Source organism: Pseudomonas sp. St29 (assembly GCF_001547915.1).
Classification (GTDB): Bacteria; Pseudomonadota; Gammaproteobacteria; order Pseudomonadales; family Pseudomonadaceae; genus Aquipseudomonas.
The window spans coordinates 794,534-818,640 of record NZ_AP014628.1 but is presented as its reverse complement, the minus strand read 5'-3'; the positions used below and the strand labels follow the sequence as shown (position 1 = coordinate 818,640).

Annotated in this window: 22 protein-coding genes and 1 pseudogene; 16 read left to right on the top strand and 7 right to left on the bottom strand. The window is 65.0% G+C overall.

From position 1 onward, the window contains the following. Positions 1–3 precede the first annotated feature (3 nt). From PST29_RS03635 to PST29_RS03620, 4 genes are all read left to right on the top strand, one after another. Positions 4–585, top strand: a complete 582-nt coding sequence (locus tag PST29_RS03635; RefSeq protein WP_060842397.1) for an IMPACT family protein — start codon at positions 4–6, stop codon at positions 583–585. Positions 586–1,116: 531 nt separating this feature from the next. Next, positions 1,117–2,682, top strand: coding sequence for an ABC transporter ATP-binding protein (locus tag PST29_RS03630; protein ID WP_060842396.1), 1,566 nt, complete (start codon positions 1,117–1,119; stop codon positions 2,680–2,682). Positions 2,683–2,693: 11 nt separating this feature from the next. Further along, a complete protein-coding gene (locus PST29_RS03625; RefSeq protein ID WP_060842395.1) occupies positions 2,694–3,800 on the top strand; it encodes an ABC transporter permease in 1,107 nt (368 codons plus the stop codon). Further along, positions 3,800–4,726 carry an ABC transporter permease gene (locus PST29_RS03620; protein WP_060842394.1) on the top strand — a complete coding sequence of 309 codons (927 nt, stop codon included), beginning with the start codon at positions 3,800–3,802 and terminating at the stop codon, positions 4,724–4,726. The genes PST29_RS03625 and PST29_RS03620 overlap by 1 nt, the downstream gene beginning before the upstream one ends. On the opposite strand, the gene PST29_RS03615 is transcribed toward PST29_RS03620, so the two are convergent. Continuing rightward, entirely contained in the window at positions 4,723–5,160 is a 438-nt protein-coding gene (locus PST29_RS03615) for a hypothetical protein (protein ID WP_060842393.1), read from the bottom strand. The two genes, PST29_RS03620 and PST29_RS03615, sit on opposite strands and share 4 nt — an antisense overlap. A 334-nt stretch (positions 5,161–5,494) precedes the next feature. Between PST29_RS03615 and PST29_RS03605 the strand changes: the two genes are divergently transcribed. The 3 genes from PST29_RS03605 to PST29_RS03595 all read left to right on the top strand — a co-directional run bounded on the left by PST29_RS03605 (position 5,495) and on the right by PST29_RS03595 (position 8,860). After that, the gene (locus tag PST29_RS03605) at positions 5,495–6,178 is read left to right on the top strand and encodes an SDR family oxidoreductase (RefSeq protein WP_060842391.1); all 684 of its coding nucleotides are present in this window, start codon (positions 5,495–5,497) and stop codon (positions 6,176–6,178) included. A gap of 204 nt (positions 6,179–6,382) precedes the next feature. Further along, positions 6,383–7,741: an 8-oxoguanine deaminase gene (locus PST29_RS03600; RefSeq protein WP_060837389.1), complete on the top strand. Its 1,359-nt coding sequence runs from the start codon at positions 6,383–6,385 to the stop codon at positions 7,739–7,741. A 111-nt stretch (positions 7,742–7,852) separates the two neighbouring features. Then, on the top strand, positions 7,853–8,860 hold the full coding sequence (locus PST29_RS03595; protein WP_060842390.1) for a formylglycine-generating enzyme family protein: 1,008 nt from the start codon (positions 7,853–7,855) through the stop codon (positions 8,858–8,860). Here the strand turns inward: PST29_RS03595 and PST29_RS03590 are convergent. Beyond that, positions 8,857–9,945 carry a calcium:proton antiporter gene (locus PST29_RS03590; RefSeq protein ID WP_060837387.1) on the bottom strand — a complete coding sequence of 363 codons (1,089 nt, stop codon included), beginning with the start codon at positions 9,943–9,945 and terminating at the stop codon, positions 8,857–8,859. The genes PST29_RS03595 and PST29_RS03590 overlap by 4 nt on opposite strands. Before the next feature lie 322 nt (positions 9,946–10,267). Between PST29_RS03590 and PST29_RS03585 the strand changes: the two genes are divergently transcribed. The 3 genes from PST29_RS03585 (at position 10,268) to PST29_RS03575 (ending at position 13,513) form a co-directional block, all read left to right on the top strand. Continuing rightward, positions 10,268–11,350: a BMP family ABC transporter substrate-binding protein gene (locus PST29_RS03585; RefSeq protein ID WP_060837386.1), complete on the top strand. Its 1,083-nt coding sequence runs from the start codon at positions 10,268–10,270 to the stop codon at positions 11,348–11,350. 65 nt (positions 11,351–11,415) lie between these two features. Continuing rightward, positions 11,416–12,381 carry a 2-oxoglutarate and iron-dependent oxygenase domain-containing protein gene (locus PST29_RS03580; RefSeq protein ID WP_060842389.1) on the top strand — a complete coding sequence of 322 codons (966 nt, stop codon included), beginning with the start codon at positions 11,416–11,418 and terminating at the stop codon, positions 12,379–12,381. Between the two features lie 178 nt (positions 12,382–12,559). Continuing rightward, positions 12,560–13,513, top strand: a complete 954-nt coding sequence (locus tag PST29_RS03575; protein WP_016966700.1) for an adenosine deaminase — start codon at positions 12,560–12,562, stop codon at positions 13,511–13,513. A gap of 75 nt (positions 13,514–13,588) precedes the next feature. On the opposite strand, the gene PST29_RS03570 is transcribed toward PST29_RS03575, so the two are convergent. After that, a complete protein-coding gene (locus PST29_RS03570) occupies positions 13,589–14,965 on the bottom strand; it encodes an MFS transporter (protein ID WP_060842388.1) in 1,377 nt (458 codons plus the stop codon). Between the two features lie 125 nt (positions 14,966–15,090). Then, the gene (locus PST29_RS03565; protein ID WP_060837383.1) at positions 15,091–15,999 is read right to left on the bottom strand and encodes a LysR family transcriptional regulator; all 909 of its coding nucleotides are present in this window, start codon (positions 15,997–15,999) and stop codon (positions 15,091–15,093) included. Positions 16,000–16,117: 118 nt separating this feature from the next. Here PST29_RS03565 and PST29_RS03560 point away from each other — a divergent pair, with 118 nt between their 5' ends. From PST29_RS03560 to PST29_RS32210, 3 genes and pseudogenes are all read left to right on the top strand, one after another. Beyond that, positions 16,118–16,411 carry a putative quinol monooxygenase gene (locus PST29_RS03560; protein ID WP_060837382.1) on the top strand — a complete coding sequence of 98 codons (294 nt, stop codon included), beginning with the start codon at positions 16,118–16,120 and terminating at the stop codon, positions 16,409–16,411. A gap of 31 nt (positions 16,412–16,442) precedes the next feature. Then, a pseudogene (locus PST29_RS03555) lies at positions 16,443–17,455 on the top strand (zinc-binding alcohol dehydrogenase family protein). Positions 17,456–17,599: 144 nt separating this feature from the next. Beyond that, positions 17,600–17,776, top strand: a complete 177-nt coding sequence (locus PST29_RS32210) for a hypothetical protein (RefSeq protein WP_164990742.1) — start codon at positions 17,600–17,602, stop codon at positions 17,774–17,776. Position 17,777: 1 nt separating this feature from the next. On the opposite strand, the gene PST29_RS03550 is transcribed toward PST29_RS32210, so the two are convergent. Both PST29_RS03550 and PST29_RS03545 read right to left on the bottom strand, forming a co-directional pair. Next, positions 17,778–18,974: a multidrug effflux MFS transporter gene (locus PST29_RS03550; RefSeq protein ID WP_060837381.1), complete on the bottom strand. Its 1,197-nt coding sequence runs from the start codon at positions 18,972–18,974 to the stop codon at positions 17,778–17,780. A gap of 93 nt (positions 18,975–19,067) precedes the next feature. Then, positions 19,068–19,265 (bottom strand): heavy-metal-associated domain-containing protein, encoded by a 198-nt coding sequence (locus PST29_RS03545; protein WP_060842387.1) that lies wholly within the window; start codon positions 19,263–19,265, stop codon positions 19,068–19,070. A 145-nt stretch (positions 19,266–19,410) separates the two neighbouring features. Here PST29_RS03545 and PST29_RS03540 point away from each other — a divergent pair, with 145 nt between their 5' ends. The 3 genes from PST29_RS03540 to cueR all read left to right on the top strand — a co-directional run bounded on the left by PST29_RS03540 (position 19,411) and on the right by cueR (position 22,744). Next, the gene (locus PST29_RS03540) at positions 19,411–19,794 is read left to right on the top strand and encodes a hypothetical protein (RefSeq protein ID WP_016966707.1); all 384 of its coding nucleotides are present in this window, start codon (positions 19,411–19,413) and stop codon (positions 19,792–19,794) included. A gap of 152 nt (positions 19,795–19,946) precedes the next feature. Further along, entirely contained in the window at positions 19,947–22,343 is a 2,397-nt protein-coding gene (locus PST29_RS03535) for a heavy metal translocating P-type ATPase (RefSeq protein WP_060842386.1), read from the top strand. Then, positions 22,340–22,744 carry a Cu(I)-responsive transcriptional regulator gene (cueR, locus tag PST29_RS03530; RefSeq protein ID WP_060837378.1) on the top strand — a complete coding sequence of 135 codons (405 nt, stop codon included), beginning with the start codon at positions 22,340–22,342 and terminating at the stop codon, positions 22,742–22,744. The genes PST29_RS03535 and cueR overlap by 4 nt, the downstream gene beginning before the upstream one ends. A 215-nt stretch (positions 22,745–22,959) precedes the next feature. Here cueR and PST29_RS03525 read toward each other — a convergent pair whose 3' ends face one another. Further along, the gene (locus tag PST29_RS03525) at positions 22,960–23,856 is read right to left on the bottom strand and encodes a PA4780 family RIO1-like protein kinase (protein WP_060837377.1); all 897 of its coding nucleotides are present in this window, start codon (positions 23,854–23,856) and stop codon (positions 22,960–22,962) included. Positions 23,857–24,107 lie beyond the last annotated feature (251 nt).

Here is a 24,107-nt window from a genome sequence, read left to right as displayed (position 1 = left end):
CCCATGCCCTTTACCCTGGCCGGCCTTTGCGAATACCGCGAGGAGATTCGCAAAAGCCGCTTCGTCACCTTCGCCGCGCCCATCAGCAGCGCGGCCGAGGCCCAAGCCTTCATCCAGCAGCACAGTGACCTCAACGCCTCCCATAACTGCTGGGCGTGGAAACTGGGCGACCAGTACCGCAGCAACGACGACGGCGAACCCGGCGGCACCGCCGGCAGACCGATCCTCGCGGCCATCGAAGCCCAGGACTGCGATCAGGTGGCGGTACTGGTGATCCGCTGGTACGGCGGCATTCAGTTGGGCACCGGCGGCCTGGCCCGAGCCTACGGCGGCGGCGCCAACAAATGCCTGCAGAGCGCCGAACGCATTGCCCTGGTCAACCGTGTGCCACTGCGCTGCGCCTGCAGCTTCAGCGAGCTGGCCCTGGTCAAACTGCGCATCGCCGAACTGGGCGGATTACTGGTGGATGAAGCGTTCACCGCCAACGGCGTGGAGCTGCAACTGGCCCTGGGTGAAGCCCTGATCGATACCCTGCAACAGCAACTGGCCGACCTCAGCCGCGGACGCATCCTCTTGCAGCGCTGAACGCACCAAGCCGGCCCGGCCTCCTTGTGCATAACCTGGGCACCCCGGGCGCAGTTGCCCACATCGGCTGTGCACCCGCCTGTGGATAACCTGAGCACATAGCGCTGCAACCCTTCTGCAACGTGGCTTTGCGGGCTTTGCTCAGTTTTTGTCCAAAAATCCCAGGACCGAGCTTTTTGTACTGAAAAACAGCAGCTTAGGGCGCTTTATCGCGGTTCGGAAACAACCGCCCCCGGCTTATGCCCAAGCCGGCGGCTTGCACACAATTACTGTGGAGCAAGCTGTGGATAACCCGTGCAAGGCTGCTTCAGCCCCTGACGCCACAGGGCCTGCAGGCAACTGATCATTTTTCGCTCACCGGCTGGCGGACAAAAAAGGAGCCGTTTCAAGCACTTTGCCCCGAACTGGTGCTCGTCCGGGGTCGTGGCTCATCGCTCAAGGTGCATGCCTGAGGGACCTCCTGGTTTTTCTGACCCACTGGCCAGGAAATTGCTTTATCCACAGGCACACCGCCCAGCCGTCGAGCCAGCCATGCCCAATTCCGCCGTGCCCGTTGTCCCCACACCGCGCCTGCAACTGCGCCAGATCAGCAAACGCTACCCCGGCTGCCTGGCCAACGACGCCATCGACCTGAGCATCGCCCCCGGGGAAATCCATGCCTTGCTGGGAGAAAACGGCGCCGGCAAAAGCACCTTGATGAAGATCATCTACGGGGTGGTCCAGGCCGATTCCGGAGAGCTGCTCTGGCAAGGGCGCCGTCAGTCCATCGCCAACCCGGCCCAGGCCCGGAGCCTGGGCATCGGCATGGTGTTCCAGCATTTCTCGTTGTTCGAAACCCTCAGCGTGGCGCAGAACATCGCCCTGGCCATGGGCCGCGGCGCGGGCACGCCGAACCAGCTGGAAGCCAGGATCCGCGAGGTTTCCCAGCGCTATGGCATGCCCCTGGAACCCCAGCGCCTGGTGCACAGCCTGTCCATCGGCGAGCGCCAGCGGGTGGAGATCGTGCGCTGCCTGATGCAGGACATCCGTCTGCTGATCCTCGACGAACCGACCTCGGTCCTGACGCCCCGGGAGGCCGACGATCTGTTCATGACCCTGCGCCGGCTGGCCGACGAGGGCTGCAGCATCCTATTCATCAGCCACAAGCTCGGCGAGGTGCGCGCCCTGTGCCACAGCGCCACCGTGCTGCGCGCGGGCCGGGTGGCCGGGCACTGTATTCCTGCGCAGTGCTCGGACCCGGAACTGGCGCGGCTGATGGTCGGCGACGCCGCAGCGATGATCACCGAGCACCCCAAAGCCCGGGGCAGCCATGACTTCCTGCGCATCGACCACCTCAGCTGGCACAGCCCCGATCCCTTTGGCTGCTCGCTCAAGGCCATCGACCTGACCCTGCGCAGCGGCGAGATCGTCGGCATCGCCGGGGTCGCCGGCAATGGCCAGGACGAGCTGCTGGCGCTGCTCAGCGGCGAGCAGCGCCTGGCAGCCGACGAGGCCCGACGTATCTGCTTTGCCGGCCAGGCGGTGGGCCACCTGTACCCCGATGCGCGGCGCCGGAAGGGCCTGGCCTTCGTCCCCGCCGAACGCCTGGGGCACGGCGCCGTGCCGGAGCTGAGCCTGGAAGACAACGCCCTGCTCAGCGCCTTCGAGCAGGGACTGGTGCGCCACGGCCTGATTCGACGATCCCGGGTCCGGGCCCTGGCCGAGCGCATCATCCAGCGCTTCGGGGTCAAGACCGGCGACGCCCAAAGCCCGGCCCGTAGCCTGTCCGGCGGCAACCTGCAGAAATTCATCCTCGGGCGCGAAATCCTCCAGCAGCCACGCCTGCTGATCGCCGCACACCCGACCTGGGGCGTGGACGTGGGCGCTGCCGCCACCATTCACCAGGCACTGATCGCCCTGCGCGACGCCGGGGCGGCGATCCTGGTGATCTCCGAAGACCTGGATGAACTGCTGCAGATCAGCGATCGCATCGGCGCCCTGTGCAGCGGTCGCCTGTCGGCGTTGAAGGACTGCGCCGACACCTCCCTGGTGGAAATCGGCGGCTGGATGGCCGGCGATTTCACCCCGTCCCCTTCAGCCCCCGCCTTAGCGGTGTAACGGAGTTGTCCATGCTGCTTTCACTCGAACCCCGCGGACGGCAATCGCGCCTGATGCTCGGCTGCTCGCCCCTGCTGGCCGCGCTGCTGACCCTGGGCTGTGGCGCCCTGCTGTTCATGGCCCTGGGACAGGACCCGATACTGACCTTGCACACCTTGCTGATCGCGCCGCTGGGCGACCTGTATGGCGTCTCCGAACTGCTGGTCAAGGCGCTGCCGATCCTGCTTTGCGCCCTGGGCCTGGCGGTGGCCTACCGGGCACGCATCTGGAACATCGGCGCCGAAGGCCAACTGCTGCTCGGGGCCCTGGCCGGCAGTGCCCTGGCGGTCAACCTCATCGAGCTGCAAAGCCGCTGGGCGCTGGTGCTGATCCTGCTCACCGGCACCCTGGCCGGGGCCGCCTGGGCCGGGCTCACCGCCTGGTTGCGCACGCGCTTCAACGCCAACGAAATCCTCACCAGCATCATGCTCAACTACATCGCCCTGAACCTGTTGCTGTATTGCGTGCACGGCCCCTTGAAGGACCCCGCCGGGTTCAACTTTCCCGAGTCGGCGATGTTCGGCGACTTCAGTCGCCTGCCGCTGTTGATGGACGACGGCCGGGTTCACGCCGGGGTGTACTTTGCCCTGCTGGCCCTGGTGGCGGTCTGGGTGCTGTTGCAGAAAAGCTTTGTCGGCTTCCAGATCAAGGTGCTGGGCCTGGATGCGCGCGCCGCCGGTTTCGTCGGCTTCCGCCAAAAGCGCCTGATCTGGCTGGCGCTGTTGATCAGCGGTGCCCTGGCCGGGTTGGCCGGGGTCTGCGAAGTCAGCGGCCCCATCGGCCAGCTGGTGCCGCAAGTCTCCCCCGGCTATGGCTATGCCGCGATTACCGTGGCCTTTCTCGGGCGCCTGAACCCGATCGGCATCCTGTTCTCCAGCCTGCTCATGGCGCTGCTGTACATCGGTGGCGAAAGCGCGCAGATGACCCTCAACCTGCCCCAGGCCATCACCCAGCTGTTCCAGGGAATGATGCTGTTCTTCCTCCTGGCCTGCGACGTACTGATCCTCTACCGGCCGCGCCTGAACCTGCGCTGGGCACGCCGCGACACGCCCCTCAGCGCAACCGCCGGAGCCCTGTGATGGACATCGATCTGCTGAGCAACATCTTCTACGCCATGGTCCGCTGCGGCACGCCCTTGCTGCTGGTGGCCCTGGGGGAGCTGATCTGTGAAAAAAGCGGGGTTCTCAACCTCGGCCAGGAAGGCATGATGCTGTTCGGCGCGGTGGTGGGGTTTATCGTCGCCCTCAACAGCGGGCAGCTGTGGCTCGGGGTACTGCTGGCGATGGCGGCGGGCATGCTGCTGTCGGCGCTGTTCGCCCTGGTGGCCCTGGTGTTCAACGCCAATCAGGTGGCCACCGGACTGGCCCTGAGCATTTTCGGCGTCGGCCTGTCGAGCTTTGTCGGCGCGGCCTGGGTCGGCAAGCCCCTGGCCGGGTTCGAGCCCCTGGCACTGCCGTTGCTCAGCGACATCCCGCTGATCGGCCGCATGCTGTTCGCCCAGGACCCGCTGGTGTACCTGTCCTTCGTCCTGTTCGCCCTGGTGGCCTGGGTCATCCTCAAGAGCCGGATCGGCCTGATCATCCAGGCCGTCGGCGAAAACCCCGACGCCGCCAGTGCCATGGGCCTGCCGGTGCTGCGGGTGCGGACGCTCGCGGTGCTGTTCGGCGGCGCCATGGCCGGGCTGGCCGGGGCCTACCTGTCCCTGGCCTACACGCCGATGTGGGCCGAGAACATGAGCGCCGGTCGCGGCTGGATCGCCCTGGCCCTGGTGGTGTTCGCCAGCTGGCGCGTGTGGCGCCTCTTGCTCGGCGCCTACCTGTTCGGCCTGGCCAGCATCCTGCACCTGGTGGCCCAGGGCCTGGGGCTGGCGATTCCGGCCAACCTGCTGGCGATGCTGCCCTATGCCGCGACCATCCTGGTGCTGGTGCTGCTGTCCAGGGACGCCTTGCGCACTCGCCTGTACGCACCGGTGTCCCTGGGCCAGCCATGGCAAGCGGGCCATTAGATGACCGGCACACGCCCCGCTGCAGCCGGCTTGCCGGCAACGCCTTTGACCGGCAGCAACTGCGCCACGCACCAAGCCAGCTCGAACAACAGGATCCCCCAGAGCAGCGCCGTGGCGCCGTGCATCAGGGCATAAAGCTGCCAGCTGGCGAAAAGGATGCGTCCCACCGCGTCATATCGGCCAAACGCCTGCTGCGGATCGCGAATCCGCAGCACCGCCCACACACAGACAATCGAGCCCATCAGGTTGGCCATCAACAGGTGGGTCGGTTCGAAAGGCGGCAGGCTGCCCGCCAGGTGCAAGGCCTGGGCCGTGTCCTGCAGCAACCCGTGCAGGGCCATGAAACTCCAGGGGGTGACAAAGGCCAGGGTCATCAGCAAGTCATACCAGCCGCTGGCCCGGACCAATGTCCGATACTGCTCGGTCGTCCACATAGATGTCGCTCCATCGATTCAAGGAGCGCGCAGGCTAAAGCCTGGAGTATGCTCCAGGGTCAAGCCCTTTCGAGCCCCACGCATGCGCATTGCACAACTGGCCGCCGCCTGCGCCGTCAGCCACCACACCCTGAGCTTCGACCCGCGAAGCGGGCTGGCCGCGTCCCCGCGCAGCGCCAAAAGGTGTCGCGACTGTCCGCCCGAGAGGCGGTCATTGCGGCTCGACATCAAGACCGCGCAAGCGAACCGGGGCACTTGCGCCAGGCGCTGCAACCGCGGCTCGGCCAAGCCTGTCCATTGAATCCGTGATCCTCATTTTTCAAGGAGCCTCCTCATGTCCACGGCAAAAACCGCTCTGATCATCGGCGCTTCCCGGGGCCTGGGCCTCGGCCTGGTCCAGCGCCTGCTCGAAGACGGCTGGCAGGTCACTGCCACCGTGCGCAACCCGCACAAGGCCGAGGCCCTGCAAGCGTTGGGCAAGGTGCAGATCGAGCAGCTGGACATGGACGATCAGCAAGCCGTGATCGCCCTCAGCCATAAGCTCAAGGATCAGGTGTTCGACCTGCTGTTCGTCAACGCCGGGGTCAAGGGCCCGGACAACCAGTTGCCGGGCCACGCGACCCTGGCCGAAGTCGGCCAACTGTTCTTCACCAACGCCGTGGCGCCGATCAACCTGGCCCAGCGCTTTGTCGGGCAGATCCGCAAGGACAGCGGCGTGCTGGCGTTCATGAGTTCGGTGCTGGGCAGCGTGACCATGCCGGATGCCCCGGAACTGGCGCTGTACAAGGCCAGCAAGGCGGCGCTGAACTCCATGACCAACAGCTTCGTCACCCAGCTGCAACAGAAGCTGACCGTGCTCTCGCTGCACCCGGGCTGGGTGAAGACCGACATGGGCGGCGAAGGCGCCGACATCGACGTGCAAACCAGCACCCGCGGGCTGATCGCCCAGGTCAATGCCTACACCGGCAAGGGCGGGCATCACTTCGTCAACTACAAGGGCGAAACCATCCCCTGGTAAGCCCGCAACCCCTGCAACCAGTGTCCCAGGCAGTGCTTGCACAGCGCTGCCAAGGCTCTGCAACGGGGGGCAAAAGGCAAGTTTTGTCCCCCGGCAAATCTTTCGCTAGACTGCGCACCTCGCCCCTTGCGGCGACCCTGGATCAGCAGACAGGGCAACACTGAGCTGGCTAACCTGAACCCACTTTCAGAGGAGCCGGCCACCATGCCTGCGACCCGTACCTGGTTAAAAAATCCCCTGGCCATCTTCACCGGCAATGCCCTCGACGCCCGCGGCGGCCTGGTGCTGCAAGACGGTCTGATCGTTGAAGTGCTGGGCCAGGGCCAACAGCCTGCAAGCCCCTGCCAGCAGGTCTTCGATGCCCGTGAGCACGTGTTGCTGCCGGGCCTGATCAACACCCATCATCACTTCTACCAAACCCTGACCCGGGCCTGGGCGCCGGTGGTCAACCAGCCGCTGTTCCCCTGGCTCAAGACCCTGTATCCGGTCTGGGCCCGGCTGACCCCGGAAAAACTCGCCCTGGCCACCAAAGTGGCGCTGGCCGAACTGCTGCTCTCCGGTTGCACCACCGCCGCCGACCATCACTACCTGTTTCCCGACGGCCTGGAAAACGCCATCGACGTGCAAGTCGAAAGCGTGCGTGAACTGGGCATGCGCGCCATGCTCACCCGCGGTTCCATGAGCCTGGGCGAAAAGGACGGCGGCCTGCCACCGCAACAGACCGTGCAGGAAGGCCAGGTGATTCTCGACGACAGTCAGCGCCTGATTCGCCAGTACCACGAGCGTGGCGACGGCGCGCAAATCCAGATCGCCCTGGCGCCGTGCTCGCCGTTCTCGGTGACCCCGGAAATCATGTCGGCCAGCGCCGAACTGGCCAACGGACTCGATGTGCGCCTGCACACTCACCTCGCCGAAACCCTCGACGAAGAAGACTTCTGCCTGCAGCGCTTCGGCCTGCGCACCGTGGATTACCTGGACAGCGTCGGCTGGCTCGGTCCGCGTACCTGGCTGGCCCACGGCATCCACTTCAACCCGGATGAAATCGCCCGCCTGGGCGCTGCCGGCACCGGCATCTGCCATTGCCCGAGTTCGAACATGCGCCTGGCCTCCGGCATCTGCCCCAGCATCGAGCTGACCGACGCCGGCGCGCCCCTGGGCTTGGGCGTGGACGGTTCGGCGTCCAACGATGCGTCGAACATGATCCTCGAAGCGCGGCAGGCGCTGTACATCCAGCGCCTGCGCTACGGCGCCGAGAAGATCACCCCGGAGCGGGTATTGGGCTGGGCGACCCGGGGTTCGGCGAGCCTGCTGGGCCGCACCGACATCGGCGAGCTGGCGGTGGGCAAGCAGGCGGACCTGGCGTTGTTCAAGCTCGATGAGCTGCGTTTCTCGGGCAGCCATGATCCGGTTTCGGCGCTGCTGTTGTGCGGCGCGGATCGGGCGGATCGGGTCATGATCGGCGGCCAGTGGCGGGTGATTGATGGCCAGGTCGAAGGGCTGGACCTGAAAAACCTGATCGCCGATCACAGCCAGGCGGCCCGGCAGTTGATCGCCGGTAGCTGATCGTTGAGTCCAACGGCGAGGGACCCGATCCCTCGCCTGCGCCTTAAGCGGAATCGGATTGAGGAAACATGTTAGTTTCCGCCCTCGAACGAACCGCTATAGGGACATTACGTGAAACCAAAGTACGGACTGGCGCTCTGCGTCGCGCTGCTGATTTCAGGCTGCGAGAAACAGGAGGTTGCTGGCCCGCCCAGCAACGTGCTGTCAGCTGAAAAAGTGGCAGAAATTGCGTCGACCATCAGCCGTAAATACCCGAATCTGTCCCCACAAAACCGCGAGGCCGTACTTAACACAGTGGTCCGCTCGCTGGACAACATGGTGCTGATTGAGGGGGGCGAATTCCAGATGGGCGATTTCGGCTGGCCCCGTGGCTTCGACCCACAGGCCTTGTGCCAATGGCCCTGTGGCGTGGCCCCGGAAAAAATGGAGCGGATCAGCCTCGAGGTCGATGACGACTTCGTTCATCCGGTCAAATTGAGCAGCTATTACCTGTCCTCGTTGCAAACCACCCTGGGCGATTTTGATCTGTTCTTCCTGGCCCAAGGCAAGCCGCCGTTCGACGCAAAACTGCGCGAACTCGCCGAGATGAAGCACCTTTACCAGGCAAACCTGCCCGCCCCGGCGTCTAAAGAATGGCAAGAAGCCAAGGATTACTGCGGCTGGCTGGCAGAGCTCAGCGGCTATCCCGTCGATCTACCCACCGAGGCCCAATGGGAATATGCGGCGCGCAACCGCGGCCAACCGGTGATGTTCGCCACCGACAACGGCAATCTGGATTACGGCCGCAACTTCCCGGCCCCTGACGACAACGAAACCTTCGCCGTGGATAGGTTCGTGCCCAATCCGCTGGGCCTCTACAACCTCACCGGCAACGCCAGTGAATGGGTCAACGATTGGTACGATAAACACTACTATCGCGAGTCTCCCGTGGAGAACCCGCAAGGGCCTGAAACAGGCATTTATCGGGCGCAACGGGGCGCAAACAACGTAAATGCCAACGACCCGACCTTTTCGCCCTCGGCCAGCACCGTGCGTCGTTGGAGCTGGGGGGCACTCGCGGCCTGGAATGCCCCCGGAGTCAGCTTTCGCTGTGCCATCCAGTCAGCGCAGCCGCTTTAAAGACCCAGCAGCGACAGCATGATGAAGGTGGCAAACAGCACGAAGTGAGTCATGCCCTCGATGGCGTTGGTTTCACCGTCATTGAGGTTGATCGCGCTGACGATCAGGGTGATGAACACCATCACCGTCTGCACCGGGGTCATGGCCATCTGGAACGGCTGGCCGGTGTACAGGGCCATGGCCTCCATCACCGGCACCGTGAGGATCACCGTCGACAGGGACGCGCCCAGGGCCACGTTGACCACCGACTGCATGCGGTTGGCCAGGGCCGCGCGCAGGGCGGTGAGAATCTCCGGCGCGGCAGAAATCGCCGCCACCAGGATCGCCGTGATCACCGGCGGCGCGCCCGTGCCTTCCAGGCCCAGGTCCAGGGTCTTGGACATCACCTCGGCCAGGGCGCCGATCACCACCACGCCGAACACCAGGATGCCGATGCTCCAGGCCAGGTTGATGGCCTGGGGTTGTTCCTGGGCCTCTTTACTGCGGCGCTTTTCCGGGTAGCTGTAGCTGAAGAAGTAACTGTGGGGCCCGACCTGCATGCGCAGGAACAGGGTGTAGAGCACCACCATCGCACCGATGGTGAAGGCCGAATAGACCTTCCAGTCGGCCTCGGGGATGAACTCCGGCACCACCATCGACACGCCCATGGCGGTGAGAATCATCACGCTGTAGGTGCGCGCCGAATCGTCGTTGTAGGGCTGCTCGCCGTGCTTGATGCCGCCCATCAGCGCGGCCAGGCCGAGGATGCCGTTGATGTCCAGCATCACCGCCGAATAGATGGTGTCGCGCACCAGGGTCGGCGAGGCTTCGTTGCTCATCATGATGGCCAGGATCACCACCTCCACCAACACAGCGGCCAGGGTCAGGATCATGGTGCCGTAGGGGTCGCCGACCTTTTCCGCCAGCAGTTCGGCGTGATGGGCGACGCGCATCGAGGCGATGACGATAAAGCCGATCAGCACCAACCCGGCCATCAGGGCGATGCCTTGGCCGCTATTGAGCAACAGGTGTTCCAGGGGATAGGCGGCCACGGCCGCCAGCAGCGCAAGCAGCAAAAACTGTTCTTGCTTGAGGGAAGTGAACATTGCAGTCCTTTGACGGAAATAAAAACGAGTACAGGAGATGAGTAAAAGACTACTTCGGGTCACTAACGTTTCGTTACATGTTAGTGCACCAGCCTCAGGCACCGCGCACCGGGTTGGATCTTGAAAGCCCTTCGCCGGCAAGCCGGCTCCAACATTCCAGCCCCGTAGGAGCTGGCTTGCCAGCGAAAAGCGCGCCCCAAAGCCCCCGTAGAAACCGCCTCGCCGGCGCACCGCCATCTTTGTTGTCCTGTTGGTCAGCTATTTGCATTGGCCTGCAGCGTTTGCCGCCCGCCCCCCTCACAACAAGATGGAGCTTCCATTCATGCATACACGCCCGTTGCACAAGCTGCTCTGCGCCCTGGCCGCCGCCATCGGCCTGAGTGCCAGCCTCACCGCCAGCGCCGCCGACCCGCTGAAGGTCGGCTTCGTCTACATCGGCCCCATCGGCGACCACGGCTGGACCTATCAGCATGAGCAGGGACGCAAGGCCCTGGCGGAAAAGTTCGGCGAGCAGATCAAGACCAACTACGTCGAGAACGTGGCCGAAGGCGCCGACGCCGAGCGGGTGATCCGCAACATGGCCAAGGACAACTACGACCTGATCTTCACCACCTCCTTCGGCTACATGAACCCCACCCTGAAAGTCGCCAAGCAGTTCCCCAAGGTGACCTTCGAACACGCCACCGGCTACAAGCAGGACAAGAACCTTGGCACCTACCTGGCGCGCACCTACGAGGGGCGTTACGTCGGCGGCTTTCTCGCGGCGAAGATGACCAAGAGCAAGAAGATCGGCTACGTCGCCTCGTTCCCGATCCCGGAGGTGATCCGCGACATCAACGCCATCCAGCTGGCCCTGAACAAGTACAACCCGGGCACCGAGATCAAGGTGGTGTGGGTCAACTCCTGGTTCGACCCGGGCAAGGAAGCCGACGCCGCCAACGCCCTGATCGACCAGGGCGCCGACGTGATCTTCCAGCACACCGACAGCCCGGCGCCGATCCAGGCCGCAGAACGCCGTGGCGTGTATGCGGTGGGCTACGCCTCGGACATGGCCCACTTCGGCCCCAAGGCGGTGCTGACCTCCATCGTCAACAACTGGGCCCCGCACTACATCCAGGCCACCCAGGGGGTGCTCGATCACAGCTGGAAATCCCAGGACTACTGGGGCGGCCTGAAAGAGGGTACGGTTGAGCTGCCCCTCAGCGACCTGCTGCCGGCCCCGGTGAAAACCGAGGCCGAGCAGATCATCGCCAGCATCAAGAGCGGCGAGTTCCACCCGTTCACCGGCCCGATCAAGGACCAGGCCGGGGTCGAGAAAATCGCCGCGGGGGTCAGCGCCAGCAATGCCGAACTGGCCTCGATGAACTACTACGTCGAAGGCCTGAAGGCAGACCTCCCCAAATAAGCTGGTCGTCGCTGCCGGAACATCCGGCAGCGACGGCGGACCGTCAACCGGATGGGAGCCATTTCATGCATCAACTGCCGATCATCGATATCAGCCCGCTGTATCAGGAGGCCCAGCCAGGCTGGGACAGTGTCGCCAAACAGATCGACCGCGCCTGTCGTGAGTGGGGCTTCTTCTACATCAAGGGTCACCCGATCAGCGCACAACGCATCGAGCAATTGCTGGCCATGGCCAAGCATTTCTTCGCCCTGCCCAGCGCCGAAAAACTCAAGATCGACATCACCCAGAGCCGCCACCACCGCGGCTACGGCGCCATCGCCACCGAGCAACTGGACCCGAGCAAGCCCAGCGACCTCAAGGAAACCTTCGACATGGGCCTGCACCTGCCGGATGACCATCCCGAAGTGCTGGCGGACAAGCCCCTGCGCGGCCCCAATCGCCACCCGCACCTGCCCGGCTGGAAAGACCTGATGGAACAGCACTACCAGGACATGCAGGCCCTGGCCCAGACCCTGCTGCGGGCCATGACCCTGGCCCTGGGCATCGAGCGCGACTTCTTCGACCGCCGCTTCCAGGACCCGGTCAGCGTGCTGCGGCTGATCCACTACCCGCCGCGCCACACCGCCAGCAGCGAAGAACAGCAAGGCGCCGGCGCCCACACCGACTATGGCTGCATCACCCTGCTCTACCAGGACACCGCCGGTGGCTTGCAGGTGCGCAACGTCCAGGGGCAGTGGATCGATGCGCCGCCCATCGAAGGCAGCTTCGTGGTCAACCTCGGCGACATGATGGCGCGCTGGAGCAACGACCGTTACCTGTCGACCCCGCACCGGGTCATCAGCCCGCTGGGGGTGGACCGCTACTCGATGCCGTTCTTTGCCGAACCGCACCCGGACACCCGCATCGAATGCCTGCCCGGCTGCCAGGACGCGGAGCACCCGGCCAAGTACCCGGTGACCACCTGCGCCGAATTCCTGCTGTCGCGCTTTGCCGATACCTACGCCTATCGCCGGGAGCTGGAGCAGGCCTGATCGCCCATTCGGTCAGGTTTTACCGAACAATGGCGCCGCCAGATGTAGAATGGCGGCTTTTTCGGGCCCGGTGAAAACCTGGCGATAGCCGCAACCGCCGCCAGTTCCCCAGAGAAGGGCACGGCCCCGGCAGCGCATCACTCTCGCAGCGCCCGCCTGCACCTGATGAGACAACACCATGTATGACTGGCTGAACGCCTTGCCCAAGGCCGAGTTGCACCTGCACCTGGAAGGTTCCCTGGAACCGGAACTGCTGTTCGCCCTGGCCGAACGCAACAAGATCGCCCTGCCCTGGAGCGACGTCGAAACCCTGCGCAAGGCCTACGCCTTCAACAACCTGCAGGAATTCCTCGACCTGTATTACCAGGGCGCCGATGTGCTGCGCACCTCCCAGGATTTCTACGACCTGACCTGGGCCTACCTGCTGCGCTGCAAAGAGCAGAACGTGATCCACACCGAGCCGTTCTTCGATCCGCAGACCCACACCGACCGCGGTATCCCGTTCGAAGTGGTGCTCAACGGCATCGCCGCCGCCCTCAAGGACGGAGAACAGCAACTGGGCATCACCAGCGGCCTGATCCTCAGCTTCCTGCGCCACTTGAGCGAAGAAGAAGCACAGAAAACCCTCGACCAGGCGCTGCCGTTCCGCGATGCCTTCGTTGCCGTGGGCCTGGACAGTTCGGAAATGGGTCACCCGCCGAGCAAGTTCCAGCGGGTCTTCGACCGCGCCCGCAGCGAAGGCTTCCTGACCGTCGCCCACGCCGGCGAGGAAGGCCCGCCGGAGTACATCTGGGAAGCCCTGGACCTGCTGAAGATCCAGCGCATCGACCACGGCGTACGCGCTTTCGAGGATGAGCGGCTGATGCAGCGCATCATCGACGAGCAGATCCCGCTGACCGTGTGCCCGCTGTCCAACACCAAGCTCTGCGTGTTCGACCACATGTCCCAGCACAACATCCTGCAAATGCTCGAGCGCGGGGTGAAGGTCACGGTCAACTCCGATGACCCGGCCTACTTCGGCGGCTACGTCACCGAGAACTTCCACGCCCTGTACACCGACCTGGGCATGACCCAGGACCAGGCCCGGCGCCTGGCGCAGAACAGCCTGGATGCGCGGCTGGTCAAGCCGTAACGGCCTTCGCCGGCCAGCCGGCTCCTACAGGTTCGTGTAGGAGCCGGCTGGCCGGCGAACAGCTCCCCCTCTCTATCAGCCCCCCGCCTCGCTCAACGCCTCCAGCGTCTTGCCCCGGGTCTCCATCCCGAACAGCCAGACCACTCCCGCCGCGATCACGAAGCACGCCGCCCCCAGGGCAAACACCCCGCCCTGCCCGGTGATGGGAAACACCAGCCCGGTCACCAAGGGCCCCAGCAACGAACCGATCCGGCCAACGGCCGAAGCAAAGCCCGAGCCCGTGGCCCGGGCCGACGTCGGGTACAGCTCGGGCGTGTAGGTGTAGAGCACCGCCCACATGCCGAACAGGAAGAACTGCATCAACAGCCCGGTGCCGATCAGCAGCCCGACGTTGCCGCCAAACACCGCGCTCTGTCCGTAGAAGAACGCCATGACCCCGCCACCGAGCAAGGTCACGATGCACACCGGCTTGCGTCCCCAGCGCTCCACCAGCCAGGCGGCCATGAGAAACCCGGGAATCCCGCCCAGGGAAATCAGCACCGTGTAGTACACCGACTGCGTCACGGCAAAACCGGATGTTTGCAACAAGGCGCTGAGCCAGGACGTCAGCCCGTAGAAACCCAGCAGGGCGAAGAACCACAGGCTCCAGATCATCATCGTGCGTTGCCGGTACAGGGGCGACCAGATCTGTTTCAGCGCGGAGAAAAAGTGCCCCGGCGCACTGTCGAGGCGTGGCAGGCGCACCGGCTCCGGCAACTGCGCCGTGCCCAGGGAAGCCCGGACCTTGTTCTCGATGTCGTCCAGCACGCGGTCCGCATCGGCATGCCGCCCGGCCTGCTCCAGCCAGCGCGGCGACTCGGGAATGAAGAAGCGGATCACCAGCACGAACACCGCCGGAATCGCCAGCACCAGGAAGATGTCGCGCCAGCCGATCAGCGGCAGGAGGAAATACGACAGCACCCCGGAGGCAACGAAACCCAAGGGCCAGAAGCCGTCCATCAAGGCGATGTAGCGTCCACGACGCTGCGCCGGGATCATCTCCGAAAGCATCGATTGGGCGATGGGAAACTCCATGCCCATGCCGATCCCCAGCAGCACCCGGAACAGGGTCAGGCTGTCCACGCTCTGGGCGGTGGAACACAGGTAGCTGGCCAGGCCCCAGAGCACGATGCTCCATTGGAACACCGGCTTGCGCCCGAAGCGGTCGGCGAGCATGCCCGACAGCGACGCGCCGAGCACCATGCCGAAGAAACTGGAGCTGGCCAGCACGCCGGCCTGGGCCGAGCTCAGGCCGAACTCGGTTTTGATCGAGCCGAGGAGGAACGTCATCATCGCCAGGTCCATGGAATCGAAGAAAAACGCCAGGGCGATGATGATGAAGATCACGCGGTGATAACCGCTGATGGGCAATCGTTCCAAGCGCTCGGCGGCGCTGTATCCCTGTATGGCCATGCCCGTTCCCCCGGTTGAATGCTGGACCGTCCGAGTGTGCGGGATCGAGGCCGGGACGGATGGCTGAGGGCGACCTGTTCGCGTCAGGCAGCGACGCCGGGCACGGGGCCGGGGTTGGCCGGCTGCTACGGGCGGCGGGCGCTGATCTCGGCGCAACGCTCCTGAAGCAGGTCGCGCAGCAACTTCACCGGTTTGCTCAGGTGCGCCCGATGGGTGCACAGCAGGTTCAACGACGCGCCTTCGCAGCGCAGCTCCGGCAGCAGGATCTGCAGGCGACCGGCGAGCACATCGCCGGCCACGTCCAGCCAGGACTTGTAGGCAATTCCCTCGCCGGCCACGGCCCAGCGCCGCACCACATCGGCATCGTCGCTCAAGCGGTCGCCACTGACGGTCAGGCTCACCTCGCGCTTGCCGTCAAAAAAACTCCAGAGGTCGTGCGCCCGGCTGTCGAGCATGTACAGCAGGCAGTTGTGCTGGGCCAGGTGCTCCAGCTGGCGCGGTTCGCCGTGCCGCGCCAGGTAGCTGGGAGCGGCGCACAGCACCCGGCGGTTGTCCGGGGCCACCGGCAAGGCCACCAGGCTGGAGTCCTCCGGCTCGCCGTAGCGCAGGGCGATATCCACCGGCTGGCGGAACAGGTCGGCAATCCGGTCCCCTAGCAGCAGGCGCACGCTGAGCTTGGGGTAGGCACGCTGAAACTCGTCGAGCCAGGGCAGCAGCAGGTTGCGGCCAAAGTCCGAAGGCGCGGACAGTTGCAACACGCCGCTGACCTGATCCTGGCCGCTGGCCAACAGGCGCCGTCCTTCATCCAGGTTGCTCAAGGCGGCGCGGGCGTATTCCAGAAAGCCCTCGCCCTCGGCGGTCAGGCGCAGGCTGCGGGTCGAGCGGGCCAGCAGGCGCGCGCCCAGGTGTTCTTCAATGCGCTTGAGGGCGGCGCTGGCCACCGCCGGCGACAGGTCCATGACCCGGGCCGCCGCCGACAGGCTGCCCAGATCGGCGGCACGCACGAACAACTGCAGGTCATCGAATCGCAGCATCGGTGAATTTCCGGATTATCAAAAAAATATTGAAAGAGACTGCTCTTTTAGCCGGTTTTATCTTCAGGAGAAATAGCCAATTATCTGCCCATCGCCTGACTCCCCTGAGGAAAACCCCATGTCCCAAGCCTTTACCGCGATTGCGACGCTGATCGCCAAGCCCCAGCAGCAAGCCGTCCTCAAGCGCGAACTCAGCGCCCTGGTCCCGCCCAGCCGCGAGGAAGCCGGCTGCCAGTACTACGAACTGCATGAGGACGCCGCGCAGCCGGGCACCTTCTACGTACTGGAACGCTGGGACGATGAAGCCGCCCTGGAATTTCACAACCACACGGCGCACTTCCAGCACTTCATCGCCCAGACCCGTGAAGCAATCGAGCACTTCGAGCTCAAGCGCCTGCAATTGCTCGTCTGAGCCCAACTCTCACACTCATCAGGAACTCATCATGAAAGCCATCGCCTACTACGCCTCCCTGCCGATCGACGACCCCAAGTCCCTGCAAGACATCGAACTGCCCGAGCCGGTGGCCGGCCCTCGCGACCTGCTGGTGGAGGTCAAGGCCATCTCGGTCAACCCGGTGGACACCAAAGTGCGCCAGAACGTCCAGCCCGAAGGCGGCGCCGCCAAGGTGCTGGGCTGGGACGTGGCCGGCGTGGTCAAGGCCGTGGGCAGCGAGGTCAGCCTGTTCAAGGTCGGCGACCGGGTGTTCTACGCCGGCTCCATTGCCCGGGCCGGCGGCAACAGCCAATTGCATACGGTGGATGAACGCATCGTCGGCCATATGCCCAAGAGCCTGGGCTTTGCCGAAGCCGCGGCCCTGCCGCTGACCGCGATCACCGCCTGGGAGCTGCTGTTCGAACGCCTGCAGATCAGCCAGGACCGCAGCGACCAGGGCCAGAGCCTGCTGATTGTCGGCGCCGCCGGCGGGGTCGGTTCGATTCTCACCCAACTGGCCCGGCAACTGACCGGCCTCAAGGTGATCGGCAGTGCCTCCCGGGAACAGACCCAGGCCTGGGTCCGCGAGCTGGCGCCCAGCATGTGGTGGATCACCGCCAGCCACTGAGCGCCGAGCTCAAGCGCATCGGCATCCATCAGGTGACCCACGTGGCCAGCCTGACCCAGACCGACGCTCACCTCGATGAATTGGTGGAGGCCCTGGCGCCCCAGGGCAAGCTGGCCCTGATCGACGACCCAAAAAGCCTCGATGTGACCAAGCTCAAGCGCAAGAGCCTGTCGCTGCACTGGGAGTTCATGTACACCCGTTCGCTGTTCGAAACCGCCGACATGCAAGAGCAGCATGTGCTGCTCAACAAGGTCGCCGAGCTGATCGACGCCGGCACCCTGAAGACCACGCTGGGCGAGCATTTCGGCCAGATCAACGCGGCCAACCTGCGGCGTGCCCATGCCGTGCTGGAGAGCGGCACGGCCAAGGGCAAGATCGTTCTGGAAGGTTTCTAAGGCCCTGGCGGACGGTGGCCATCGCGCAGAAAAGCTCGTTGGTCGCCGTCAGTCCGAGAGTTGATTTCGGTCATATTTGTGACCGTATTCGGGTCTACACTGGCAGCCCTTGCACCGCACTCTTTTAGCGTTAGGAGGTCAGCAATGAAGATCCTGATAAAAGAACTGGCACACCCTCAAGGCTCCCAATGGCAGGTACGCCTGGATCAGCACGCGGTGACTTTCCGCAGCGAGGCCGAAGCCCGGGCGTTCACCCAGACCCTGCAGGCCCGCTTGCAAGCTCCCCACCAGATTCCCCAGGTTCAGCGCGCCGTCGGCTGACTCAAGGCTCGGCGGCTCTCAAGGCCCGGGCATTCTGCAAACGCCGGGTCACGACCGCCATGCTCACCGCCAGAACCCCGCACAGGCAGATGACCATGGCCATCGGCATGGCGCTGCCATCGTGCAATACCCCCACCAGATAGGCGGCACCCGCCGCCACGCTGAACTGCAGGCAACCGAGCATCGCCGACGCGCTGCCGGCCCGCGCGCCCTGGCCGTTCATGGCACAGGCCGCAGCGTTGGGAATGATGCAGCCCAGGCTGGCGATGCACACGAACAACGGCAGTAGCAGCGGCCAGAGTGCGCTGGTGTGCAAGGCGCTGATTCCCAACAGGGTCAGGCCCGCCGCCAGGTAGATCCACACCGTGCGCGCCAGCAGAAAGGCCGGCCCGCGCTTGGCCAGCAGGCGCGCATTGATCTGCGCCACCAGGATGAAGCCCCCGGCGTTGATCCCGAAGAACCAGCCAAAGTGCTCCGCCGGCACGCCGTAGAGCTTGATAAAGACAAAGGGCGAACCGGCGATGTAGGAAAACATCCCGGCGATGGCGATGCCGCCGGTCAGGGCGTGACCGAGAAAGACCCGGTCCGCCAGCAGCAGGCCGTACTGGCGCAGCGCTCCGGACAAGGGCAGGCGCGGACGCGTGGCCGGCATGCTTTCCGGCAGGCCCAGGGCCACCGCCAATCCGGACAGGGCGCTGAACACCGTGAGCATGATGAAGATCGACTGCCAGCCATACAGGTTGACCAGCAGGCCGCCGAGCATCGGCGCCAGGATCGGCGCCAGGCCCATCACCAGCATCAGTTGGGAGAACACCTTGGCCGAGCCCACCGCGTCGCACTTGTCGCTGACCACCGCGCGGGAAATCACCATGCCGGCACAGCCGCCCAGGGCCTGGACAAAACGTGCACCGATCAGCCACTCCAGGTTGGGGGCATAGGCGCAGGCCACGGAGGCCAGGGTGAACAGCCCCACGCCAGCCAGCAGGGGCAGGCGCCGGCCAAAACGGTCGGCCACCGGGCCATAGGCCAGCTGGCCGATGGACAGGCCGAGGAAATAGGCTGCCAGGGTCAGTTGGACGTGTTTTTCATCGGTGCCGAAAGCCAGGGCCATCGATGGAAAGGCCGGCAGGTAGAAGTCGATGGCCAAAGGGCCGAAGGCACTCAAGGCACCGAGAATCAGGATTGTGCGCAGGTTCATGGCATCCAGGCGAAGCGTAGGTCAGCGGGCGCACAGTCTAGCCGCGCTTGGACGCCTTGAACATTCCGATAGGTCGCTAACGATTAAAAAGACTCAGGCAACCTTGACCGCATAGCCTTCCTCACTGATCAGGCTGATCACTTCTTCATTGGACAGGCGACTCTCGACACCCACTTCCTTGGCCGCCAGATCGACCCGCACCGTGGCCGCCGGATCCCTGCTTTGCAAGGCTTGAGTGATGGCCCGCACGCAGTGGCCGCAGGACATGCCTTGAACATTGAAAACTTGCATCACGCTTCTCCTGTATTGGGATGCACGCAGTCTTGTCCTTGCCACCGTGGCAAGGTCAAGTTGCGGATTGATCTGCCGGGCTGGAAATCGGCGCCGCGCTCCGCCAAGCTGCACGTCTTACGACATCACAGCAGGAGATTCAGCCATGCGCTGGTCCACTTTCAGCCTCGTCGGCCTCCTTGGTCTGTTCGCGGCAGCGCCGCCGGCCCTGGCCGCAGGAGAAGACTACGGCGTCCTGATCATTTCCCGGGAGCGGCTGGAAGTCGCCACCTCCTGCGAGATCGGTCTGTACCTTCAGGACCAGCTCGCCGGCCGGCTGTTCCAGGAGCAGAGCGCCTCCTTCAACCTGCCACCGGGCAAGGTGTCCGTGCGCCTGAAACTGCTGCCGGGCCAGGCGCCGGGCTGCAACCCCGGCATGCTTGCCCCGGGATCACAGGACATCAGCCTGCGGGCCGGCGATGTACTGAAGTTCCGCATCGCCAGCAACGCCTCGGGCATGTACCTCAAGCCCGCCGCCCTGGAATACTGAAGCCCCGCCTCGCCACACGCCTTGCGCCAGCCCGCGCAAGGCGCGCTGCAACGCCCCCCTGGGACAAAATGAAGCACCCTGGCAATGCCCGCTTGACCTTGCCTGCATGGCAAGGTTGATCCTGTGGGCATCATTTACAGGGAGTGTCAGCCATGCCTGAATCAACCACCTTCGACCTGCCGATTGCCGGCATGACCTGCGCCAGCTGCGCCGGTCGTGTCGAGCGAGCCCTGGGCAAGGTCGCCGGTATCCGTGCAGTGAGCGTCAACCTGGCCACGGAACAGGCCCGGGTCGAAGCCCCCGGGGACAGCCTGCCGGCGCTGCTGCAAGCCGTGGAAAATGCCGGTTACAGCGTGCCGGTGCAATCCGTCGAATTGACCATCGGCGGCATGACCTGCGCGACCTGCGCCGGTCGCGTCGAACGGGCCTTGAACAAGGTTGCCGGGGTGCGCAGCGCCAGCGTCAACCTGGCCACCGAACGCGCCCACGTCGAGCTGCTGGGGCAGGTCGACCCGGGGCTTCTGATCAACGCCGTGACCCAGGCCGGCTACTCCGCCAGCCGGTGGCAAGCCGAGCAGAAACAGGGCGACGAGCAACAGCAGCACCTGCGCCGCGAGCGCTGGAGCCTGGCGCTGGCGATCCTCCTGGCCCTGCCCCTGGTGCTGCCGATGCTGGTACAACCCTTCGGCCTGCACTGGATGCTCCCGGCCTGGGCCCAGTTCGCCCTGGCCACCCCGGTGCAGTTCATCTTCGGCGCACGCTTCTATGTCGCCGCCTGGAAAGCCGTGCGCGCCGGCAGCGGCAACATGGACCTGCTGGTGGCCCTGGGCACCAGTGCCGGTTATGGCCTGAGCCTGTATGAATGGGCCACGGCCGCCACCGGCAGCATGCCGCACCTGTACTTCGAAGCCTCGGCGGTGGTGATCGCCCTGGTGCTGCTGGGCAAGTACCTGGAAAGCCGCGCCAAGCGCCAGACCGCCAGCGCCATCCGCGCCCTGGAAGCCCTGCGCCCCGAGCGGGCGATCCAGGTCATCGACGGGCGCGAGCAGGAAGTCGCCATCAGCGCCCTGCGCCTGAACGACCTGGTGCTGGTCAAGCCCGGCGAGCGCTTCCCGGTGGACGGCGAAGTCATCGAAGGCCAGAGCCATGCCGACGAAGCGCTGATCAGCGGAGAAAGCCTGCCGGTGCCCAAGCAGCCCGGGGACAAGGTCACCGGCGGCGCCATCAACGGCGAAGGTCGCCTGCTGGTACGCACCCTGGCCCTCGGCGCGGAAACCGTGCTGGCTCGGATCATTCGCCTGGTGGAAGACGCCCAGGCCGGCAAGGCACCGATCCAGAAACTGGTGGACAAGGTCAGCCAGGTGTTCGTGCCCACCGTGCTGGTGCTGGCGCTGATCACGCTGTTGGGCTGGTGGCTCTATGGCGCGCCCCTGGAAACCGCAGTGATCAATGCGGTAGCCGTGCTGGTGATCGCCTGCCCTTGCGCCCTGGGCCTGGCCACGCCCACCGCGATCATGGCCGGCACCGGCGTGGCCGCCCGCCACGGCATTCTGATCAAGGACGCCGAAGCCCTGGAGCGGGCCCACGAAGTGAGCTCGGTGGTCTTCGACAAGACCGGCACCCTGACGTCCGGCACGCCGCGCATCGCCCACATGCAGGCCCTGGAGGGCGACGACAACAGCGTGCTGCAACTGGCCGGCGCCCTGCAACGCGGCAGTGAACACCCCCTGGCCAAGGCGGTGCTGGACCTGTGCCAGGAACGCCAACTGCCAGTGGCCGATGTCAGCGCCAGCCAGTCCCTGACCGGACGCGGCATCGCCGGCACCCTGGACGGCCGGCAACTGGCCCTGGGCAATCGCCGCCTGCTGGAAGAGTGCGGCCTGAACCCGGGCAGCCTGGCCCAGGCGGCCAAGGACTGGGAGCACGAAGGCCGGACCCTGTCCTGGCTGATCGAGCAGAGCCCGCAATCCCGGGTCCTGGGCCTGTTCGCCTTTGGCGATACGCTCAAGCCCGGCGCCTTGCAGGCGGTGCAGCAACTGCGCGCGCGGCAGATCAGCAGCCACCTGCTGACCGGCGACAACCGTGGCAGCGCCAAGGTGGTGGCCGATGCCCTGGGCATCGACGACGTGCACGCCGAAGTGTTGCCGGCGGACAAGGCCGCCACGGTAACGGCGCTGAAAAAGACCGGGGTGGTGGCCATGGTCGGCGACGGCATCAACGACGCCCCGGCCCTGGCGGCGGCCGACATCGGCATTGCCATGGGCGGCGGGACCGACGTGGCGATGCATGCGGCGGGCATCACCCTGATGCGTGGCGATCCACGCTTGATCCCGGCGGCCCTGGAAATCAGCCGCAAGACCTACGCGAAGATCCGCCAGAACCTGTTCTGGGCCTTCGTCTACAACCTGATCGGCATCCCGCTGGCGGCGTTCGGCCTGCTCAATCCGGTGCTGGCCGGCGCGGCCATGGCCCTGTCCAGCGTCAGCGTGGTGAGCAATGCGCTACTGTTGAAAACCTGGAAACCCAAAGACCTGGAGAACGCCGAATGAACATCGGCCAAGCAGCGCGCAAGAGCGGCCTGAGCGCCAAGATGATCCGTTACTACGAGTCCATCGGCCTGCTCAAGCCGGCCCATCGCAGTGACAGCGGCTATCGCCTGTACGGCGACGAAGACCTGCACAGCCTGGCCTTCATCAAGCGTTCCCGGGACCTGGGCTTTTCCCTGGAGGAAGTGGGCAAGCTGCTGACCCTGTGGCAGGACCGGCAGCGGGCCAGCGCCGATGTGAAGGCCTTGGCGCGCCAGCACATCGACGAGTTGAACCAGAAGATCCGTGAACTGGCCGGGCTGCGCGACACCCTGCAGGACCTGGTGGAGCACTGCCACGGCGACCACCGCCCGGACTGCCCGATCCTCAAGGAACTGGCTTCGGGCAGTTGTTGCGGGTCCTGAGTACTTGCAAGAAGCGATCTCTGTAGCCGCTGCCGAGCCCTGGCGAGGCTGCGAAAAGGCCAGCAGGGCCTTGCTTGGCGATCCCTTGCAAAACCTCGGCGCCCTCAAGATCCTCGCGTCCCTTCGGGCCGTGCGCAGCCTGCGGCAGCGGCTACAAGGCGCCAGGTAGTTTGCAGGAATAAAAAATCCGGCCAAGGCCGGATTTTTTTATTCCATCACTGCATCCAGGGCGGAGGCGGTGGTTCTTCGGATTTGCCTGGCGGCGCATCGTCCGCCGCCCGCACGGCCTGCCGGCGCTCCTCGTCGAGACGTGCCGCTTCGATCTCGCGGATCACGCTGCCGACATCCGCCAGTTCCTCGGGGTCGTCGAACTCGCCGGTCAGCACACTGCCCGGGTGCAAGGTGCCGGCCTCGTACAGGGCCCACATTTCCTTGGCATAACGGGTGCGCTTGAGCTCCGGAGCGAATCGCCCGAAGTAGGACGCCATGTTGCCCACGTCCCGCTCCAGCATGCTGAACGCGTGGTTGTTGCCTGCCGCGTCCACCGCCTGGGGCAGGTCGATGATCACCGGACCGTCCGGTGTCAGCAGCACGTTGAACTCGGACAGGTCACCGTGCACCAGCCCGGTACACAACATCAGCACGATCTGGGAAATCAGGAAGGCGTGATACTCACGGGCCTGGTCCGGTTCCAGCACCACATCGTTGAGCCGTGGCGCCGCATCGCCGTATTCGTCGGCCACCAGTTCCATCAGCAGCACGCCTTCGAGAAAGTCGAACGGCTTGGGCACCCGCACCCCGGCGTTGGCCAGGCGGAACAAGGCCGCCACTTCGGCGTTCTGCCAAGCGTCTTCGGTCTCCTTGCGCCCGAACTTCGAGCCCTTGGCCATGGCTCGCGCCTGACGGCTGTTACGAACCTTGCGCCCTTCCTGATACTCCGCCGCCTGACGGAAACTGCGTTTGTTCGCCTCCTTGTAGACCTTGGCGCAACGTAGCTCGTTGCCGCAGCGCACCACATACACAGCTGCCTCTTTACCACTCATGAGTGGGCGCAGCACCTCGTCTACCAGACCGTCTTCGATCAGGGGTTCAATGCGTTTTGGAGTCTTCATCAGCTTTTATTGTGGGTCCCTTGTTACCAAACACGCGAAAGTCACTCGTTATACGGCAATCCTCCCACCACGGGAAAGGGCCGCCGAGCCGCGAGCGACAGCAATGCACTCAATGTGCCAGATCAATCCATCGACGCCGCCAGGGATCATAGCCAAGACTGCAGCGGCCAGTGTCTTTGCACGCCCTCGCCGCCGACGCGCCGCGACCCGTTTTTTTTGCGCCGCCGGCTCAATATTGCTCGGCGCCAGCC

Coding starts and splice junctions, on each gene's coding strand:
- PST29_RS03605 (WP_060842391.1), top strand. CDS start 5,495: ATGTCCACGGCAAAAACCGCTCTGATCATCGGCGCTTCCCGGGGCCTG.
- PST29_RS03550 (WP_060837381.1), bottom strand. CDS start 18,974: ATGAACCTGCGCACAATCCTGATTCTCGGTGCCTTGAGTGCCTTCGGC.
- cueR (WP_060837378.1), top strand. CDS start 22,340: ATGAACATCGGCCAAGCAGCGCGCAAGAGCGGCCTGAGCGCCAAGATG.
- PST29_RS03535 (WP_060842386.1), top strand. CDS start 19,947: ATGCCTGAATCAACCACCTTCGACCTGCCGATTGCCGGCATGACCTGC.
- PST29_RS03615 (WP_060842393.1), bottom strand. CDS start 5,160: ATGTGGACGACCGAGCAGTATCGGACATTGGTCCGGGCCAGCGGCTGG.
- PST29_RS03560 (WP_060837382.1), top strand. CDS start 16,118: ATGTCCCAAGCCTTTACCGCGATTGCGACGCTGATCGCCAAGCCCCAG.
- PST29_RS03545 (WP_060842387.1), bottom strand. CDS start 19,265: ATGCAAGTTTTCAATGTTCAAGGCATGTCCTGCGGCCACTGCGTGCGG.
- PST29_RS03635 (WP_060842397.1), top strand. CDS start 4: ATGCCCTTTACCCTGGCCGGCCTTTGCGAATACCGCGAGGAGATTCGC.
- PST29_RS03565 (WP_060837383.1), bottom strand. CDS start 15,999: ATGCTGCGATTCGATGACCTGCAGTTGTTCGTGCGTGCCGCCGATCTG.
- PST29_RS03590 (WP_060837387.1), bottom strand. CDS start 9,945: ATGTTCACTTCCCTCAAGCAAGAACAGTTTTTGCTGCTTGCGCTGCTG.
- PST29_RS32210 (WP_164990742.1), top strand. CDS start 17,600: ATGAAGATCCTGATAAAAGAACTGGCACACCCTCAAGGCTCCCAATGG.
- PST29_RS03630 (WP_060842396.1), top strand. CDS start 1,117: ATGCCCAATTCCGCCGTGCCCGTTGTCCCCACACCGCGCCTGCAACTG.
- PST29_RS03570 (WP_060842388.1), bottom strand. CDS start 14,965: ATGGCCATACAGGGATACAGCGCCGCCGAGCGCTTGGAACGATTGCCC.
- PST29_RS03600 (WP_060837389.1), top strand. CDS start 6,383: ATGCCTGCGACCCGTACCTGGTTAAAAAATCCCCTGGCCATCTTCACC.
- PST29_RS03620 (WP_060842394.1), top strand. CDS start 3,800: ATGGACATCGATCTGCTGAGCAACATCTTCTACGCCATGGTCCGCTGC.
- PST29_RS03585 (WP_060837386.1), top strand. CDS start 10,268: ATGCATACACGCCCGTTGCACAAGCTGCTCTGCGCCCTGGCCGCCGCC.
- PST29_RS03575 (WP_016966700.1), top strand. CDS start 12,560: ATGTATGACTGGCTGAACGCCTTGCCCAAGGCCGAGTTGCACCTGCAC.
- PST29_RS03580 (WP_060842389.1), top strand. CDS start 11,416: ATGCATCAACTGCCGATCATCGATATCAGCCCGCTGTATCAGGAGGCC.
- PST29_RS03525 (WP_060837377.1), bottom strand. CDS start 23,856: ATGAAGACTCCAAAACGCATTGAACCCCTGATCGAAGACGGTCTGGTA.
- PST29_RS03625 (WP_060842395.1), top strand. CDS start 2,694: ATGCTGCTTTCACTCGAACCCCGCGGACGGCAATCGCGCCTGATGCTC.
- PST29_RS03540 (WP_016966707.1), top strand. CDS start 19,411: ATGCGCTGGTCCACTTTCAGCCTCGTCGGCCTCCTTGGTCTGTTCGCG.